This is a genomic window from Tardiphaga sp. vice154 (assembly GCF_007018645.1).
Lineage (GTDB): Bacteria > Pseudomonadota > Alphaproteobacteria > Rhizobiales > Xanthobacteraceae > Tardiphaga.
In genome coordinates this window covers 2210246-2226049 of sequence record NZ_CP041399.1, presented here as the reverse complement: position 1 = coordinate 2226049, position 15804 = coordinate 2210246, and the positions used below count along the sequence as shown (strand labels likewise).

Here is a 15804-nt window from a genome sequence, read left to right as displayed (position 1 = left end):
TCCCCGCAAGGGGGAGGGGAGCTACAGCGCTTGGTTTTGATAGTTGAGCTTAAGCCTTCGCGCCCATATAGGCCGGCAGCCAGGCTTCGTGCGCGTGCTCCAGCGCCTTGACGTGCAGCGCGCGCTCGCCGGCGACCACGACTTCGACGCCGCCGGTGACGCCGATCTGCACGCACGGTACGCCGACGCTCTTCAGCTTCGACAGCACGGTCAACAAATCCTCGTCGCGGACGGTGACGATGTAGCGCGCCTGGTCCTCGCCGTACCACCAGGCGTGCGGCACGATCGCTTCCGGCGCGGCGTCCAGCTTGCAGCCGATGCCCGAGGCGATCGCCATCTCGGCCAGCGCGATCAAGAGACCGCCGTCGGAGACGTCATGCACCGCGGTCGCAGTCCCCGCGTGGATCATGCCGCGCACCACGTCGCCGTTGCGCTTCTCGGTTTCCAGATCGACCGGCGGCGGCGCGCCTTCTTCGCGGCCGCAGATGTCGCGCAGGTATACCGACTGGCCGAGCCAGCCTTCGGTCGCGCCGATCAGGAGGATCGCATCGCCCTGCGTCTTGAACGCCAGCGTCGCCGACTTGGTGAAGTCGTCGAGCACGCCTACGCCGCCGATCGAGGGCGTCGGCAGGATGCCGCGGCCGTTGGTCTCGTTGTAGAGCGAGACGTTGCCCGACACGATCGGGAAGTCGAGCGCGATGCAGGCCTCCGCGATGCCCTTCAGGCAGCCGACCAGCTGGCCCATGATCTCGGGCCGCTCCGGGTTGCCGAAATTGAGATTGTCGGTGATCGCCATCGGACGGCCGCCGACCGCGGTGATGTTGCGCCAGGCTTCGGCCACCGCCTGCTTGCCGCCCTCGACCGGATCGGCCTCGCAATAGCGCGGTGTGACGTCGACGGTCATCGCCAGCCCCTTCGGGCCGTCCTCGATGCGCACCACCGCAGCGTCGCCGCCGGGGCGCTGCACGGTGTTGCCGCCGATCACATGGTCGTACTGCTCCCACACCCAGCGCTTCGAACAAAGCTCCGGCGTGCCGATCAGCTTCTCCAGCGCGTCGGCAATCCCCATCGGCGCAACGATGTCGCGCGCATGAATCACCGGCTGCGCCGGCGTCGGCACGTGCGGGCGGTCGTACAGCGGCGCCTCGTCGCCCAATTCCTTGATCGGCAGGTCGACCATGGTCTCGCCATTGTGCTTGACGACGAAGCGCATCGTCGGCGTGGTGTAGCCGACGATCGCGAAATCCAGCCCCCACTTCCGGAAGATCGCCTCGGCTTCCTTCTCCTTCTCCGGCTTCAGCACCATGAGCATCCGCTCCTGGCTTTCCGACAGCATCATCTCATAGGCGCTCATGCCCATTTCGCGCGTCGGCACGGTGTCGAGGTTGAGTTCGACGCCGAGGTCGCCCTTGGCGCCCATCTCGACCGCGGAACAGGTCAGGCCCGCGGCGCCCATGTCCTGGATCGCGATCACGCAATCCGCGGCCATGATCTCGAGGCAGGCCTCCAGCAGCAGCTTTTCGGCAAAGGGGTCGCCGACCTGCACGGTCGGGCGCTTCTCGGCGGAATCCTCGTCGAATTCGGCCGAGGCCATCGACGCGCCATGGATGCCGTCGCGGCCGGTCTTGGAGCCGAGATAGACGATCGGCATGTTGACGCCCGACGCCGCCGCGAGAAAAATCTTGTCGGCATCCGCGAGGCCGACGGCCATCGCGTTGACCAAATTGTTGCCGTCATAGCGGGTGTGGAAGCGCATCTGGCCGCCGACGGTCGGCACGCCGAACGAATTGCCGTAGCCGCCGACGCCGGCCACCACGCCACTCACCAGATGCTTCGTCTTCGGATGCTCCGGCGCGCCGAAGCTCAAGGCGTTGAGGCAGGCGATCGGCCTTGCGCCCATCGTGAACACGTCGCGCAGAATGCCGCCGACGCCGGTGGTCGCGCCCTGGTAGGGCTCGATATAGCTCGGGTGGTTGTGGCTCTCCATCTTGAACACGATGGCCTGGTTGTCGCCGATGTCGATCACGCCGGCGTTCTCGCCCGGCCCCTGCAGCACCCACGGCGCCTTGGTCGGCAGCCCCTTGAGATGCAGCCGCGACGACTTGTACGAGCAATGCTCGTTCCACATCGCCGAGAAGATGCCGAGCTCGGTGAACGACGGCTCGCGCCCGATCAGCTTGAGGATGCGCTCGTACTCGTCGGGCTTGAGGCCGTGGGAGGCGACGAGTTCGGGGGTGATTTTCGGCTGATTCATGGGAGCTCTGCGTTCGTGGTGGTTCCTCCCGGGGGAAGAACGGAACAGCGGGAAAAGGGCTTTTACCCCCTGCGCCCACCCTGTCCAAGGCTTTAAGGAAAATGCCGCCGGAGGCGCCATTTGCGCCCGGCGATGGAAACGGATTTAACCACTTTCAGCTGCCAATCCAAGGAGTTCAGCCGCGTGAATGTGCCTCTCGACGCCACCATCCCGTTCCATGCCGACGCCTTTACCGCCACGGAGGGCGAATTCGCCGGCTGGACCACCTGGAAGCGGGATTCCTTCGAATCGCTGTCCGGCCCGTTCTGGCACCAGGTTCAGCCCGACGGCACCGTGCGCTGCGCCTTCCGCGTCGAGGCGCGCCACCTCAACGGCATGAAGAACGTCCACGGCGGCTGCTACATGACCTTCGCCGATTACTGCCTGTTCGCGCTCGCCTCGCGCGAACTCGCCGGCCCCGGCATCACCGTCTCCTTCGCCTGTGAATTCCTCGACGCGGCCAAGGAAGATGAGTTGATCGAATGCGACGGCGAGATGACCCGCGTCGGCGGCTCGCTGATCTTCCTGCGCGGCATGCTGCGCTCGGGCGAGCGCAAGCTGTTCTCGTTCTCCGGCACCATCAAGCGCGTGAAGAAGAAGGTGCGGCCGGCGTTGGCCGCGGAATAGCCGGCCCGCATCACGGACGCCCCACAAAAAAAAGACGCCGCCACGGCGCAGACCTACCGAGGAACCCCATGACCGAACGAGCCGACGCCATCGCCGCCAGGATCGAGGCCTTCATCCGCGCCGAGGTGTTTCCTTTCGAGAAGGATCCGCGGATCGGGGCGCATGGCCCGTCGGACGAACTGGTGCAGGAGCTGCGCGACAAAGCGCGGATCGCCGGCGTGCTGACGCCGCATATTCTTCAAGACGGCTCGCATCTGACCCAGCGCGAGACCGCCATTGCGCTGATCGCCTCCGGCCTGTCGCCGCTGGGGCCACTGGCCTGCAACACCATGGCGCCCGATGAGGGCAACATGTATTTGCTGGGCAAAGTCGGGACGCCTGAGCAGAAGACGCGCTTCCTCGAGCCCCTGGTGTCCGGCCGCGCGCGCTCGGCGTTCTTTATGACCGAGCCTGCGGAGAGCGGCGGCGCCGGCTCCGATCCGTCGATGATGCAGACCACCTGCCGGCTCGACGGCAACCACTGGGTCATCAACGGCACCAAGAAATTCATCACCGGCGCGGAAGGCGCGAAGGTCGGCATCGTGATGGCGAAGTCCGACGACGGCGCCTGCCTGTTCCTGGTCGACCTGCCGGACCCTGCGATCCGCACGCTGCGGATCCTCGATACGATCGACAATTCGATGCCCGGCGGCCACGCTGAAATCGCCATCGAGGATCTGCGGGTGCCCGCCGACCAGATGCTCGGCGCGCCGGGCGACGGCTTCAAATATGCCCAGATCCGGCTCAGCCCGGCGCGGCTGTCGCATTGCATGCGCTGGCTGGGCCTTGCGATCCGCGCCAACCAGATCGCCACCGACTATGCCTGCCGCCGCCACGCTTTCGGCAAGCCGCTGGTCGACCACGAGGGCATCGGCTTCATGCTCGCGGAGAACCTGATCGACATCAAGGCATCCGAGCTGATGATCGACTGGTGCGCCGGCGTGCTCGACAGCGGCTCGCTCGGTACCGCCGAGAGCTCGATGGCCAAGGTGGCGGTGTCGGAATCGCTGATGCGGATCGCCGACCGCTGCGTGCAGGTGATGGGCGGCAACGGCGTCTCCGGCGACACCATCGTCGAGCAGGCGTTTCGCGAGATCCGCGCCTTCCGCATCTATGACGGCCCGACCGAAGTACACAAATGGTCACTCGCCAAGAAGATCAAGCGCGACTGGAAGGCCGCACAGGCCTGATCTCTAACGAATAGCGCGCGGCCTACCAGAAGCCGCGCGGGCCCTGGCGCATCGGCTGGCCGCGGCGCGGTTCTTCCGGCTGGAAGCCCCAGTTGCGCGGCGAGAACAGGTCGAAGCCATCGTCCGGCGCGTCGCGGTCAGCCACCATCACCGGCGTCGGCTTGCGGGTAATGAAGCCGCCCTGCGGCTGGTCGGCCAGCACCGCGACGAACTCGGTGCGGTAGTTGGTTTCCTTGCTGAGCGGCTCGTCGGAAATCACGATCGAGGAGCGCGGCCCCGCGGTCGGCGCGATGCGGTCGAGAATGTCCTGCGGGAGGGTGACGCGGTCGAGGGCGTCCTTTGCGCTGCCGGCGCCGTCGATCGAGACCGCGCTCCAGCGCAGGCCCGTCTCGGTCTTGGCCATCGCCGTGAACACATGGGTGCCGATCGGCCGGTCGGGATCGCGGATCGCAATCGGCGCCTCGATGCTGAAATCGAACACCTCACCGCCGCCGTCCGGCGCCGGCTTGTGGGTGTTGCGGCGCACGTAGAGCCTTTGCGTGGCGCGGCTGATGTAGATCGACACCGGCTCCAGCGCGAGCCTGGCATCGGTCAGGGCGGTGGCGGCATCGGCCTTGCGGGTGGCGGCGGATTTCGCGGTCTCCTTGAGAGCGGCGACGCTTGGCCTCGCAGCCGCGGCGTCGGTGGCGGCGTCGAGCTGCGTCGTTGCCTCTGCGACCGCAGCCGTCGCCTTCTGCTGCCGTTCTCCTGCGCGCGCGCGCGCTTCGTCGGTCGTGGCGGCGGCAAGCGCCTGCCCGGCATTGGCAAGGTCGCGATCGGCGCGGGCCTTCTGCGCCTGCAGCTTCTTCAGCGATGCATCGAGCGCCTTCGCCTCGCGCGCAGCGGATGCCGCAGCCTGCTTCGCCTCGTCGGCAGCCTTCGCCGCATCCGCGGCCTCGCGGGCCAGCGTCTCGGCGCGCGCAGGCGCGGCGGCAATGGCTTCCGGCTTCGGCACCAGCAACGCCGGGTGCGAAATGTCGATGGGCGCAGCATCGTTCGGCGACACGATCACCCGCATGCCGATCCGTGTCCGGTCGAACACCTTCCCGGCAAAGCCGAACGGCATGCGGACGCAGCCATGCGAGGCCGCGTAGCCCGGCAGCGGCCCGCCATGAATGGCGACGCCGTTCCAGGTGATGCGCTGCATGTGCGGCATGAAGGCGTCGTCATACAGGCTCGAGTAGTGCTCCTTGTTTTTTTCCAGGATGGCAAACACGCCGGCCGGGGTCTCGCGCCCCGTGGTGCCGGTCGATACCGGCGCACGATGGATCCAGCCATCGGCATCGTAGAACGTGACGTGCTGCGTCTTGATCGAGACGATCGCCATGATCGGCTCGCCGGCCTCGCGCGGCGCGGTGGCCTCGGTGATGGCCGCGGGGCGTTTCGATTTCGACGCCGCGTCAGCGCGCAATGGTACGAGGGCGGCGATAACGGCCAGGATCGCGATGGCGGGAGCGCCGCGGCGATGGATCGGTCCGCGGGGTCTGGCCGTCGAAATTCGCTGGATCATGCGGTGCCTCGGTCGGATGGGCCGACGCACACGCGCCGTCGAATCTCTCTTATACGACCGAATGTGCCCGCGGAAGGGCGACGCCGTCTTTCCCCCCCCCGCGCCTAGCGAAGCTTCGCTTCGCGCGGAAAGGGAAAGGCCGCCCGCGTTTGCCGCTCGCCCTACTGCACGCTCACCTGCGTCATGTCGAGAAACCACGACTGCGGCGAGACGTAGCCCTTCACCTTGCCGCTCATCGCACGGGGATTCAGGTCGTGCACGATGTAGAGCCACGGCGGATTGTCCACCAGCCGCTCATGCGCCTTGGCGGTCGCCGCCGCAATCGTCTTCGGATCGGTCGACTCCGCCAGCGTCTTCAGCGCGTCCTCGAACGCATCATCCTTCCACTGCTCGAAATTGAAGCCGTTCGGTGAAAAATTCGCCGCGGCGAAGTACCGCGCCATGATGCCGGTGTCGGAGGTCGGCGACGAGATGTTGAGCGCCAGCGCGCCTTTCAGGCTGGGTGCGTCCGGCAGCGCACGGGCATTGCCGAGCAGCACCGTCCATTCGATCACGTCGAACTCCACGGTGACGTTGCAGGCCTCCTTCAAATTCTGCTGCAGGAACTCGTTCATCGGCAGCGGCAGCATCTGGCCGGAGCCGGACGACGACACCTGCACCTTGAACGACAGCGGCTTCGCCGCCGTGAAGCCGGCCTCGGCCAGCATCGCTTTGCCCTTGGCCGGATCGTATTTGTAGCGGTTGACCGGATTGCCGAAGTTCGGATCGCTGGTCTTCAGCCAGCCGGCCGAGGGCTCGGCGGTGCCGGACAAAAGCCCGACCAGCCCCTCGCGATCGACGCAGTAGTTCAGCGCCTGCCGCACTTTTACGTCCTTGAACGGGCTGTCCTTGGCGCCGATGTTGAAGAACCACGGCCAGGCATGCGGATAGGAGCCGGTGGTGATGGTGAAGCCGGCGGCTTTCAGCGACGCCAGGCCGTCCGGCGGCGGCACCTCGATCCAGTCGACCTGCCCGGAGCGCAGCGCGGCGAGCCGCGCATTGGCCTCCGGCACCGGCATCAGGACAATGGTGTCGACCTTGGCCTTGTGCGTGGCGTCCCAGTAGCCGTCGTTCTTCGCCAGCTCGACGCGCTCGCGCGGGACGAGTTTGGTAATGCGGAACGGGCCGGTGCCGGCGGCCGGCAGCATCGCGACCTTGGCCCAGTCGCCGGCCTTTGCAAACGACGCCGGCGAGGTGAACAGCAGATACACCGCCATATAAGGGAAATACGACGCCGCGGTCGTGGTCGAGATCGCCACCGTATTGTCGTCGATCTTCCTGTAGCTGCCCATCAAGGGCACGCGGGCGCGCGACATCGCGGAGGCCGCGACCTCGAACTGCGGGCTGTCGTTCTTGAAGTAGCGCTCCAGATTCCAGATCACTGCGTCCGCATTGAAGTCGGTGCCGTCATGGAATTTGACGCCCTTTCGCAGATGGAAGATCCAGGTCTTGTTGTCGCCCGGCGCCTGCTCCCACTTTTCCGCAAGACCCGGCCGTAATCCTGCGAGTTTCTTGTTGTCGGCGAGGTCCCACAGCACGAGGCCCTCGAAGATCGGATAGCCCATGAAGCGCATGCCCTCGAAGCCGTTGTTCGGCAGGCCGGTGGCGGTCGGAATGTCCGACGCCGTCATTGCGATGCGCAGCGTCGATTGCGCAAGTGCCGGTTGCGCGAGCAACACCGCGCCGAGCGCGAGGGCGTGGGTGAGGTGACGGTTCAGCATGATCTCTCCAGCGTCCATGAGGGACAGGCGCAGCCGTTGCGCGGAGAGAAAGGAGCAAGTTTTGGGCCAAGGGGACGCTGCTTCCCCTCCCCCCGTGCGAAGCGAAGCTTCGCTAGGCTGGGAGGGTGGCGCGTTTGAGAGCGAAGCGAACAAACGTGACGGTTGGGGGTGCCACAAGCGCCTTCGGCTGTGGCACCCCCAACCCGACCGGCCTGCGGCCGGCCACCCATGGCGGACGAATTCGTCCGCCAGACCCCGCAAGGGGGAGGGGAAGAAAGCGCGCGCTACTTCACCACCAGCCCATTCAGAAACGCTTCCGCATCCGCCAGCACCGCTGCTTTGTGCCCCTCGTCCCAGCGAGCGAGCGTGCCGTAGGGCATCGCCAGGCGCTGGTTGCCGCGCAGCGTGCCGGCATTGCGGATCAGGAACGCCCAGTACAGGTAATTGAACGGGCACGCCGTCGGCCCCGACTTCTGCTTCACGTCGTATTTGCAGCTCTTGCAGAAGTCCGACATGCGATCGATATAGGCTCCCGACGCGGCATAGGGTTTTGACGCCAGCAGCCCGCCATCGGCGAATTGCGACATGCCCTGCACGTTCGGCAGCTCGACCCATTCATAGGCGTCGGCATAGACGGCCAGATACCACTCCGCGATCTGTTTCGGCGCGATGCCGGCCAGCAGCGCGAAATTGCCGGTCACCATCAGCCGCTGGATGTGGTGCGAATAGGCATGGCGCCGGGTCTGCCCGATCGCCTCGCGCAAGCAGTGCATGTCGGTGTCGCCGGACCAGTAGAACCACGGCAGCGGCCGCGTGGCACCCAGCGCATTGGTCTCGGCATAGTCCGGCATTTTCAGCCAGTAGACGCCGCGAATATATTCGCGCCAGCCGAGGATCTGGCGGATGAAGCCTTCGACCGCATTGAGTGGCGCGCGCTTCTCAAGATACTCGCGCTCGGCGGCGATGCAGACTTCGCGCGGCGTCAGCAGCCCGGCATTGAGGTAAGGCGAGATCGCAGCGTGAAACACGAAGGGTTCGCCGGTAGCCATCGCGTCCTGATAGGTGCCGAAATTCGGCAGCGCGCCCTGCAGGAAGGTGTCGAGCGCGCGCAGCGCGTCCGTCCGCGTCACCGCCCATTCGAACGGCACGAGATCGCCGAAATGATCGGCAAACTTCTCGCCAACCAGCGCGAGCACCTCTTTCGTGATCGCATCCGGCGCAAAGCCGAAGCGTTGCGGCACCTGCACGGCCTTCGGCAGCCGCTTGCGGTTGTCGCTGTCGAAATTCCATTGCCCGCCGGCGGGCTGGTCGCCTTCCATCAGGAGATCGGTCTCGCGCCGCATCTCGCGGTAGAAGAATTCCATCCGCCACGCCTTGCGGCCCTCGGCCCATTGCGCAAAACGCTCCGGGCTGGCGAAGAAGCGATCATCGTCGCGGATGATTACGGGGACGCCGAGATCGAGCGCGCGAAAATCGGAGAGCACGCGCCACTCGCCGGGCGAGGTGACGACCACCCGCGACGGCGCATGGCGCATCACCGCGCGTTGCAGCTCGCCGGAGATCGAGCCGCTGCTGCCGACGTCGTCGAGTTTGACGTAGTCGACGACGATTCCTTCAGCGCGCAGTTCCTCGGCAAAGTGCCGCATCGCCGACAGCACGAAGGCGATCTTCTGCTGGTGGTGCTTGACGTAGGTGGTCTCATCGGCGACCTCGGCCATCAGCACGACGTCGCCGTCGGCATAGTCGCGCAAGGACGCGACATCGCGCGTCAACTGATCGCCGAGCACCAGGCGCAGGCTGGTCATGACCGCGCCGCGCCGGCGGCTTCACGATTCTGCCGGCGCAACTCGCCCTTGCAGCGATCCGAGCAGGTTTTCACCTCGTCCCAGTCCTTCGCCCATTTCTTGCGCCAGGTGAACGGCCGCCCGCACGCCGCGCAGGTCTTCTGCGGCAGATCGGATTTCAGGCGCATTTTCGGCATGGGGATTGGCTCGTCATCTGCGGGGTATGATCAGGTACGAGGCAAACGCGAACGGGTTGCACGCGAGCGTAAAACGCGGGCAGCGCGCTACGGCGCCTTGTCGCCGGCGAGCATGCTGCGATATTTTGCGACGTCGCGCACGACCAGCGCCTGCAGCACCTCGGGCGCATGCTCGTCGGCATCGGGCGCCACGGTGGAGAGATCGACGAAACGCTTTTTTACGGCGGCGCTTTCCACCGCGGCGCGGGCCGCGGAGTTGAGCTTCGCGATGATCTCGGGCGGCGTGCCCTTTGGCGCGAACAGCCCGTTCCAGCCCTGCGCCTCGAACTCCGGCAAGCCCGCTTGCGCCGAGGTCGGCAGATCCGGCAGCGAGCCGAGCCGCACGTTCGAGCCCACGACCAACCCGCGCACGAGCTTGTCGTCGATCGCCTGCGATACGGACGCCGCGGAATCGCAGACGCCGTCGATCTGGCCGCCGATCGCGTCGGTCAGCGCCGGCGCGGCGCCGCGGTAGCCGACCAGCGTGACGTCGATGCCGGCGGCGGCCACGAAGCTCTTGCAGATCAGGTAATTCGACGAGCCGACGCCGGCATGGCCGAGATTGATCTTGCCGGGATTGGCCCGGGCGTAAGCGATGAATTCCTTCAGCGTCGCCGCCGGAAAATCCTTGCGCAGCGCCACGATGCCGAAGGTCTTGGCGATCATGCCGACCGGCACGAACGAGTCCGGCGTGAACGGCAGTTTTGGATAGATGGTGTAGGTCGCGGCAGAAGTGCCGGCATTGCCGATGGCGATGGTGTAGCCGTCAGGCGTGGCGCGCGCCGCACGGGCCAGCGCAGTTGAGCCGCCGGCGCCGACCACATTCTCCAGAATGATCGGCTGGCCGAGATGGGTCGCCATCTGTTCGGCGACGACGCGGGCGATCACGTCGGAGGTGCCGCCGGCCGCGAACGGTACGATCATGGTGATCGCGCGCTTCGGGAAATCCTGCGCCTGCGCGGTCACGGTTGAGACGACCGCCAGCACGGCGGCCGCGACAAGCCGGATTGCTGCGGGCTTCACGCTGCCTTCGCGAGATGATCGACCAGGCCCGCGAACAGCCCGCGGCCGTCGGTGCAGCCCATGATGTCTTCGACGTGGTTTTCCGGATGCGGCATCATGCCGAGCACGTTGCCGCGCTCATTGACGATGCCGGCGATCGAGGCTGCCGCGCCGTTGATGTTGTGGGTGTCGTTGACCTCGCCGGCCGGCGAGCAATAGCGATACAGCACGCGGCCGTCGCCTTCGAGGCGCTTCAGGGTCTCGGCGTCGGCGGTGTAGTTGCCCTCGCCATGGGCGATCGGCACGCGGATCACCTGGCCCGCCTTGTAGCCGCGGGTGAAGGCCGTGTCGGAACGTTCGACGCGCAGATGCACGTCGTGGCAGATGAATTTCAGTTTTGCGTTGCGCATCAAAATGCCCGGCAGCAATCCGCTTTCGCACAGGATCTGGAAGCCGTTGCAGACGCCGAGCACCATGCCGCCATCGGCGGCAAAGGCGCGCACCGCATCCATCACCGGCGAGCGCGCCGCGATGGCGCCGCAGCGCAGATAGTCGCCGTAGGAGAAGCCGCCGGGCACCACGACGAGGTCGGTGCCCGCAGGCAGCGCGGTGTCGGCGTGCCACACCATCGACGCGTCATGGCCCGACGCGAGCTTCAGCGCCCGCGCCATGTCGCGCTCGCGATTGATACCGGGGAAGACGAGGACGGCGGATTTCATGTCAACTGACCTAGCTTAGAACTTCGACCTGGTAATTCTCGATCACGGTGTTGGCGAGCAGCTTGTCGGCGGCGGCCTTCAGGGCCGCCTCCGCCTTGGCCTTGTCGCCACCGGGGATCTCGATGTCGAACACCTTGCCCTGCCGCACAGAAGCAATACCTTCGACGCCGAGCGACTTCAGCGCGCCCTCGATGGCCTTGCCCTGCGGATCCAGGATGCCGTTCTTCAATGTAACCGTCACACGCGCTTTCACGGAAAAATCCTCAGCTCTTCACCAGTACCGGGCCGGTGCCCATCGGGCGTTCGTTTTCGGCGAGAATGCCGAGCCGCTTGGCGACCTCGGTATAGGCCTCCAGCACGCCGCCGAGATCCCTGCGGAAACGGTCCTTGTCGAGCTTCTCGTTCGACTTGATGTCCCACAGCCGGCACGAATCCGGCGAAATCTCGTCCGCCACGATGATGCGCATCATGTCGTTTTCGAACAGCCGGCCGCATTCCATCTTGAAGTCGACCAGGCGGATGCCGATGCCGAGAAACAGCCCGGTCAGGAAGTCGTTGACGCGGATGGCGAGCGCCATGATGTCGTCGATTTCCTGCGGCGTCGCCCAGCCGAACGCGGTGATGTGCTCTTCCGAGACCATCGGGTCGTTGAGCTGGTCGTTCTTGTAATAGAACTCGATGATCGAGCGCGGCAGCTGGGTACCTTCCTCGATGCCGAGGCGCTGCGACAGCGAACCCGCGGCCACGTTCCGCACCACCACTTCCAGCGGCACGATCTCGACTTCGCGAATCAATTGCTCGCGCATGTTGAGGCGGCGGATGAAGTGGGTGGGGACGCCGATGTCGTTCAGATGCTGGAACAGATATTCCGAGATCCGGTTGTTGAGGACGCCCTTGCCCTCGATCACCTGATGCTTCTTGGCATTGAACGCGGTCGCATCGTCCTTGAAGTGCTGAATCAGCGTGCCCGGCTCCGGACCCTCATACAGGACCTTGCCTTTGCCTTCGTAAATGCGACGTCGACGGCTCATGGGGATGTACCGTGTGTTGTTGAAATCCATGGGTGATATGGGCTCCGGGTGACGGGATCGACCTACGACGGAGCTGCCGTATTGGCCAGGATCGGTAAAAGAAACGAAACGAGAACCGGGCCCGCAGGCAACCTAGCCGATCGAACCGGCCGATACAATCGATCAGGCCTGGAACCCCCGGGGTTTTACCCGTCCCGCTGCCAAACGGACCGGTCGCCTGCGACCTTGCGTCAATTGTAGGCAACGCGTTCTATCCCTATCTAGGGCTCGGAAACGCCCAGACAACGGCTCCATCGTTTCATTTTCAACACAAGACAGGATTTAACCATGTCCTCATTCGACAAGCGCGGCGACGCCTTCGAGAACAAATATGCGCTCGACGAGAGCCAGAAATTCAAGGCCGAAGCCCGCCGCAACAAGCTTCTCGGCCTGTGGACCGCCGAACAGCTCGGCCTGTCCGGCGATGACGCCGCCGCCTATGCCAAGGAAGTGGTCGCCGCCGATTTCGAGGAAGCCGGCGACGCCGACGTCGTCCGCAAGGTGCACGGCGACCTCACCGCCAAGGGCGTGGCCGTCACCGAACCGGCAATTCGCGCCAAGATGCACGAGCTGATGGCCACCGCCGTCGAGCAGGTGAAGGCCGGGACGTAAAGCGAGGCTTCTTTACCCCCCTTGCAGTGAGCCAGGGTGGGGGGCGCTATAGCTACCCTCCCCCTTGCGGGGAGGGTCGGCCGAAGGCCGGGGTGGGGGTAGCCCCGATCTCTGCAGAGCATGTGGCACCCCCACCCCGCTCGCTTCGCTGACGCTCAGCGAACGACCCTCCCCGCAAGGGGGAGGGTGAAGGAAGTCACCGCCAGCCCAGCCCCGGCGCGACGTGCTTGATGATCGCCTCGATGACATGCGCGTTGTAGTCGACGCCGAGCTGGTTCGGCATCGTCAGCAACAGCGTATCGGCCTCGGCGATCGCCTCGTCGGCCGCAAGTTCCTTGATCAGCACGTCCGGCTCCGCCGCATAAGAGCGGCCGAAGATCGCGCGCTCGGTGCCGCCGAGATAGCCGACCTTGTCCGAGTCCTTGCCGTCGCGGCCGAAATAGGCGCGGTCCTGGTCGTTCATCAGGGCAAAGATACTGCGCGACACTGACACGCGCGGCGTCCGCGTGTGACCCGCCGCCTTCCAGGCGTCCTTGTAGAGCCGGATCTGCTCGGCCTGCTGGACGTGGAACGGCTTGCCGCTCTCGTCGATCTTCAGCGTCGAGCTCTGCAAATTCATGCCGAGCGTGGCCGCCCATTGCGCGGTCGCATTGGTCGAGGCCCCCCACCAGATCCGCTCGCGCAAGCCGTCCGCATGCGGCTCGAGCCGCAACAGGCCGGGCGGATTGGGAAACATCGGCTGTGGGTTGGGCTGCGCGAAGCCCTTGCCCTGCAGCACGTCGAGAAACACTTCCGTATGCCGCCGCGCCATGTCGGCGTCGGTCTGGCCCTCCGGCGGCGCATAGCCGAAATAGCGATAGCCCTCGATCACCTGCTCCGGCGAGCCGCGCGACAGGCCGAGCTGCAGCCGGCCGCGCGAGATCAGGTCGGCCGAGCCCGCATCCTCCGCCATATACAGCGGGTTCTCGTAGCGCATGTCGATCACGGAAGTGCCGATCTCGATTGTCGAGGTGCGCGCGCCGACCGCCGCCAGCAGCGGAAACGGCGCCGCGAGTTGTCGCGCAAAATGATGCACGCGAAAATACGCGCCGTCGGCGCCGAGCTGTTCGGCGGCGACCGCCAGATCAATCGATTGCAGCAGCGCGTCCCCCGCCGACCGCGTCTGCGAGGACGACGACGGCGACCAGTGGCCGAACGAGGAAAAGCCGATGTTCTTCATATGATGGGTGCTCGGAGGGACGTGTCACTCTATCTAGCGCGAAATCCGCGCCGCAACAGGCCTCTTCGCGAAACGCTGGGTTTCCAGAAAGCCGGGGCGGCCCCTCCCGCCTGTCGTCCCTGTCTCCCTGCGCCGAAGGCTCATGCCAATCGGGAACCGGCATGTCGAACGGCCGCGTCAACAACGGCATGTCCGGGTAACAGGCATGTTTACGAAAACCGCCGCGCTGGTTTCAGCGCGGCGGTTTGTCGTGTTGGCGATCCCGGCAGACCGGCGGAACGCGCTTAGTCTTCCTTGAACCCGTATTCCTGGTTGTTGCCGGTGGCGCCGTAATATTTGTATGGCAGGAACTTGCCGGACATCGTGATCTGCACGCGGTCGCCCTTGGGATTGGCGACGCGGTTCATCACCATGTCGAAGTCGATCGCGCTCATGATGCCGTCGCCGAATTCTTCCTCGATCAGCGCCTTCCACGCCGGGCCATTCACCATCACCATTTCGTAGAAGCGATAGATCAAAGGATCGGTCGGCGGCATCTGCACGTTCTCGGCGCGCATCGGCACCTCGTTGAGCATCAGCATCTCGCTCTTCGAGAGGCCGAACAATTCGCCCGCGGCGGCGGCCTGCGGTTTTGTCAATTTCATGTTGCCCAGGATCGCACCTATGATCAGCACTTCGGAATGGCCGCCGATCTTGTCGCAGATGTATTTCCAGCTCCACTCGTTATCGCGCTTGATGTCGAGCAGTTTCTCGGTGAGGTCGGAACGGATCATCGTCTTCTCCTTCGGTGAAAATTTAGCGCGCAACGGCTGCGGGCGCGGCGAATAGCGGCGCCGAGGCCGGGCGGACATGCGGCACGCGGCGCGGGTCGAAATCCGGGTTCTCGGTCGTGAACGTCTTGCTGCGCGTCACCAGGAAATCGATGATGTGGTTGCGCAGCGGGTAATAATCCGGGTGCTTGTGCAGATCGAGCCGCGAGCGATCCTTCGGCAGCGGGTTCTCGACCACTTCGGCCAGCACGGCGCCGGGGCCATTGGTCATCAGGAAGATCTTGTCGGCGAGATACATCGCCTCGTCGACGTCGTGGGTGATCATGAAGGTAGTCTGGCCGGTGTCGCGGGTGACGCGGCGCACCTCGTCCTGCAGCGTGCCGCGGGTCAGCGCATCCAGCGCCGAGAACGGCTCGTCCATCAGCATGATCTTTGGCGTGATCGACAGCGCCCGCGCGATGCCGACGCGCTGCTTCATGCCGCCGGACAGTTCCGACGGCCGCTTGTGCTCGGCGCCGGTGAGCCCGACCTTGTCGATGAAGATCTGCGCATGCGACTTGACCTGCGCCTTGGTCCACTTCGGCCATTTCGAGGTGACGGCGTAAGCGACGTTGCCCATCACCGTACGCCACGGCAAGAGCGCGTGGCTCTGGAAGATCACCGCGCGGTCCAGACTCGTACCTGATATCTCGCGGCCATCGACGATCACCGTGCCGGCCGAGGGCTCATCCAGCCCGGCGAGGATGTTGAGCACCGTGGTCTTGCCGCAGCCGGAATGGCCGATGACGCAGCCGAACTCGCCGGAGGGCACGTTGAGCCACAGGTTCTCGAACACCGCGACCTCGCCGCCCCCGACCGCCGGATAGCGCTTCGAGATACCCTCGATGGAGATGAATTTTTCGGTCATGCGCAAGGAGCCAGATTGTCGTTCATG

At 65.3% G+C, this 15804-nt stretch carries 15 protein-coding genes; 3 read left to right on the top strand and 12 right to left on the bottom strand.

The features are described from left to right. Positions 1–49: 49 nt before the first annotated feature. The gene (gene purL, locus FIU28_RS10320) at positions 50–2254 is read right to left on the bottom strand and encodes a phosphoribosylformylglycinamidine synthase subunit PurL (protein ID WP_143572848.1); all 2205 of its coding nucleotides are present in this window, start codon (positions 2252–2254) and stop codon (positions 50–52) included. A gap of 183 nt (positions 2255–2437) precedes the next feature. Here purL and FIU28_RS10315 point away from each other — a divergent pair, with 183 nt between their 5' ends. Next, positions 2438–2920 carry a PaaI family thioesterase gene (locus FIU28_RS10315; RefSeq protein WP_246660936.1) on the top strand — a complete coding sequence of 161 codons (483 nt, stop codon included), beginning with the start codon at positions 2438–2440 and terminating at the stop codon, positions 2918–2920. A gap of 68 nt (positions 2921–2988) precedes the next feature. Continuing rightward, positions 2989–4149 (top strand): acyl-CoA dehydrogenase family protein, encoded by a 1161-nt coding sequence (locus FIU28_RS10310; RefSeq protein ID WP_143572846.1) that lies wholly within the window; start codon positions 2989–2991, stop codon positions 4147–4149. A gap of 22 nt (positions 4150–4171) precedes the next feature. Here FIU28_RS10310 and FIU28_RS10305 read toward each other — a convergent pair whose 3' ends face one another. The 8 genes from FIU28_RS10305 to purC all read right to left on the bottom strand — a co-directional run bounded on the left by FIU28_RS10305 (position 4172) and on the right by purC (position 12230). Then, the gene (locus FIU28_RS10305) at positions 4172–5698 is read right to left on the bottom strand and encodes a L,D-transpeptidase (RefSeq protein WP_143572845.1); all 1527 of its coding nucleotides are present in this window, start codon (positions 5696–5698) and stop codon (positions 4172–4174) included. 161 nt (positions 5699–5859) lie between these two features. Beyond that, the gene (locus tag FIU28_RS10300) at positions 5860–7458 is read right to left on the bottom strand and encodes an ABC transporter substrate-binding protein (protein ID WP_143572844.1); all 1599 of its coding nucleotides are present in this window, start codon (positions 7456–7458) and stop codon (positions 5860–5862) included. 284 nt (positions 7459–7742) lie between these two features. Next, positions 7743–9263: a cryptochrome/photolyase family protein gene (locus FIU28_RS10295; RefSeq protein ID WP_143572843.1), complete on the bottom strand. Its 1521-nt coding sequence runs from the start codon at positions 9261–9263 to the stop codon at positions 7743–7745. Then, entirely contained in the window at positions 9260–9439 is a 180-nt protein-coding gene (locus FIU28_RS10290) for a DUF2256 domain-containing protein (protein WP_143572842.1), read from the bottom strand. The genes FIU28_RS10295 and FIU28_RS10290 overlap by 4 nt, the downstream gene beginning before the upstream one ends. Before the next feature lie 87 nt (positions 9440–9526). Then, the gene (locus tag FIU28_RS10285; protein WP_246660993.1) at positions 9527–10486 is read right to left on the bottom strand and encodes a tripartite tricarboxylate transporter substrate-binding protein; all 960 of its coding nucleotides are present in this window, start codon (positions 10484–10486) and stop codon (positions 9527–9529) included. Between the two features lie 11 nt (positions 10487–10497). After that, positions 10498–11199, bottom strand: coding sequence for a phosphoribosylformylglycinamidine synthase subunit PurQ (gene purQ / locus FIU28_RS10280; RefSeq protein ID WP_143572840.1), 702 nt, complete (start codon positions 11197–11199; stop codon positions 10498–10500). Between the two features lie 10 nt (positions 11200–11209). Further along, entirely contained in the window at positions 11210–11452 is a 243-nt protein-coding gene (gene purS, locus FIU28_RS10275) for a phosphoribosylformylglycinamidine synthase subunit PurS (RefSeq protein ID WP_143572839.1), read from the bottom strand. A gap of 10 nt (positions 11453–11462) precedes the next feature. Next, positions 11463–12230 (bottom strand): phosphoribosylaminoimidazolesuccinocarboxamide synthase, encoded by a 768-nt coding sequence (purC, locus tag FIU28_RS10270; RefSeq protein ID WP_086937119.1) that lies wholly within the window; start codon positions 12228–12230, stop codon positions 11463–11465. 327 nt (positions 12231–12557) lie between these two features. Here purC and FIU28_RS10265 point away from each other — a divergent pair, with 327 nt between their 5' ends. After that, positions 12558–12881 carry a DUF1476 domain-containing protein gene (locus FIU28_RS10265; protein ID WP_143572838.1) on the top strand — a complete coding sequence of 108 codons (324 nt, stop codon included), beginning with the start codon at positions 12558–12560 and terminating at the stop codon, positions 12879–12881. 196 nt (positions 12882–13077) lie between these two features. Here FIU28_RS10265 and FIU28_RS10260 read toward each other — a convergent pair whose 3' ends face one another. From FIU28_RS10260 to FIU28_RS10250, 3 genes are all read right to left on the bottom strand, one after another. After that, complete coding sequence (locus tag FIU28_RS10260; protein ID WP_143572837.1) at positions 13078–14100, bottom strand: LLM class flavin-dependent oxidoreductase; 1023 nt, start codon at positions 14098–14100, stop codon at positions 13078–13080. Positions 14101–14384: 284 nt separating this feature from the next. Then, complete coding sequence (cynS, locus tag FIU28_RS10255) at positions 14385–14873, bottom strand: cyanase (protein ID WP_143572836.1); 489 nt, start codon at positions 14871–14873, stop codon at positions 14385–14387. Between the two features lie 22 nt (positions 14874–14895). Then, positions 14896–15777, bottom strand: a complete 882-nt coding sequence (locus FIU28_RS10250) for an ABC transporter ATP-binding protein (RefSeq protein ID WP_143572835.1) — start codon at positions 15775–15777, stop codon at positions 14896–14898. Between the last annotated feature and the right edge of the window lie 27 nt (positions 15778–15804).